Below are 1,358 nucleotides of genomic sequence, written 5' to 3'. Positions count from 1 at the left end.
GTCCTGTGTGGATAGCCCCTGCATAGCAAGACATTTCTGAGTTGATTGCGCATTGGTCAGAAGCAGACGTGTGTCCGGCCTGTTTGCGCGGCACTCGTAGCCGCTGGCCCTTATGGTTTCCGCGACCAAGTCCCAAACGGCTTATCGAACAATGCTATGTCCTGGACATTCGACGGGTTGTCTTGGTTTGCGGGCTGACTTTGCGCCATCATTTCATGGGTCTTGCTGTCTCGGGTGTTCCTTTCTCTTCGCTTAGGCTGTGTGAGGCCGGTAATAGTCGTTCCTGGTCAACACTGCCCAGACAATTCTAGCGGTCTTGTTTGCCATCGCGACAGTTGCCAGTCGGGCGGGCTTTCGCTCAAGAAGGCCAATTGCCCATGGGTCGACGCGGTCAGGATTCACCTTCATTTGTCGCAATCGCGCTGTCATCCCGGTCACCAAAAGTCGCCGAATGTACCGATCGCCCATTTTTGTGATCCGGCCTAATCTTTCCTTTCCACCACTGGATAAGTTCAAGGGTGTCAAACCCAACCATGCTGCAAATTGTCGGCCATTCTTGAACTGCTTCGCGTCGCCGACTGTGGCAACAATGGCCGATGCTGTTACAGGACCAACGCCTGGGATCGTGCGCAACAACATGACGCGTTTGTCCAGTTTCGAATGAAGTCGCATGCGCATCTCGTACCAGCGGAACCTCAGATGCATAGCAACAAGCTGGTGGCTGAGTTGTCTCAGGACATCGATTGCGATCTGCGGAAGGGCGGGTTTCTCTCCCTCCAGCACACATTTGGCGTATTTGACCGCGGCTCTAGTTCCTTGTGGGATAATGACACCAAACTCTGCGAGCAAGCTGCGAAGCATATTGCTCAGTTGTGTTCGCTGCCTGACGATCAAATCACGGGCGCGATGCAGGAACAAAACGGCCTGCTATTCTTCGGACTTGGGCGCGACAAACCGCATCGTCGGGCGTGTGACCGATTCGCAGATGGCTTCTGCATCATTGGCATCGGACTTGCCGCGTTTGACATAGGGCTTGACATAATTGGCCGGGATCAAGCGCACATCATGCCCAAGTTCGGTGAGTTCCCGCGCCCAATAATGACTGGATCCACACGCCTCCATGCCGACCAGACAGGGCTCCAGCTTGGTGAAGAACTGCACCAGCTGAGCACGCCTGATTGCTCGGTTGAAGACCACCTGGCCATCTTTGGTAATTCCGTGAACCTGAAAAACATGCTTGGCCAGATCGATGCCGACTGTTGTAACCTGCATTGGGTAGCTCCTTTCCTAGCAGTGATAGACAACTGCACTTGGCGCATTGCGACGCCGGGGGAGCAGGAGCTATCCACCCCATCGGC

Annotated in this window: 1 pseudogene; it reads right to left on the bottom strand. The window is 54.7% G+C overall.

The features are described 5' to 3' along the window. Window positions 1–252: 252 nt before the first annotated feature. Window positions 253–1,272, bottom strand: a pseudogene (locus Q1A71_RS23595) (IS110 family transposase). Between the last annotated feature and the right edge of the window lie 86 nt (window positions 1,273–1,358).

The organism is uncultured Roseobacter sp., from assembly GCF_947493125.1.
Taxonomy (GTDB): Bacteria; Pseudomonadota; Alphaproteobacteria; order Rhodobacterales; family Rhodobacteraceae; genus Roseobacter.
This window is presented reverse-complemented; position numbering and strand designations above follow the sequence as displayed.